At 62.0% G+C, this 624-nt stretch carries 1 pseudogene; it reads right to left on the bottom strand.

Annotated features, from left to right (window positions below):
- Window positions 1-624: pseudogene (locus V0U79_RS13630) on the bottom strand (TonB-dependent receptor plug domain-containing protein); the annotation flags it as partial.

Raw genomic sequence — 624 nt, 5'->3', positions numbered from 1 at the left:
ATCACGGCGGCGCTCATAACCGACAGCCCAGCCGATCGGACCGCCCGGCAGAGCCAGACCGCCGAGATCACCCGACATGTTGGCCTGGAAGGACATCCGCGTTTGACGCGAGACCGGCGAGTGGCGAACCAGGAAGTAGTTCGCAATCGTGTCGGACAGCGTTCCGGTGCGGAACGGGTCCCAGATCAGGTTGGCAGGCGTCTGACAGGCACCGGCAGCGATGGAGGCCGGGTCGTTACAGAGCACTTGTGCGGCACGGACCGGGTTGGCCTGACCGTCAACAACCTGAGCATCAACATAGCGGCCATAGGACAGCGAGGTATCCCAGAAGATACCGGCCGGCAGCGTACCTTCGAAGCCGAAGATACCACGCCAGGACGAAGCGTCCTGCGTGAAGAAGCGGCCCGATTCGAGTTCCGCCAGACGGCGGGCGACGAAGACATCTTCACCGGTCGGGTTGTTCGGGTGGAAGGCCGGAACAAGCGGGAACCAGAAGGTACCCACCGGAGCCAGCTGCTGCTGCGAGGAGCGCTGGGCGAACATGAATTCACCAAACGCCGTCACATCACCGAAGCGATCCGAGGACAGAACGTCATATTCAGCATCGAAGAAGCCGGAATAGAC

The sequence above is a fragment of the Hyphobacterium lacteum genome (genome assembly GCF_036330345.1).
Classification (GTDB): domain Bacteria; phylum Pseudomonadota; class Alphaproteobacteria; order Caulobacterales; family Maricaulaceae; genus Hyphobacterium; species Hyphobacterium lacteum.
Note: the sequence above shows the minus strand (reverse complement) of the source record. Positions and strands in the feature narration are given on the sequence as shown.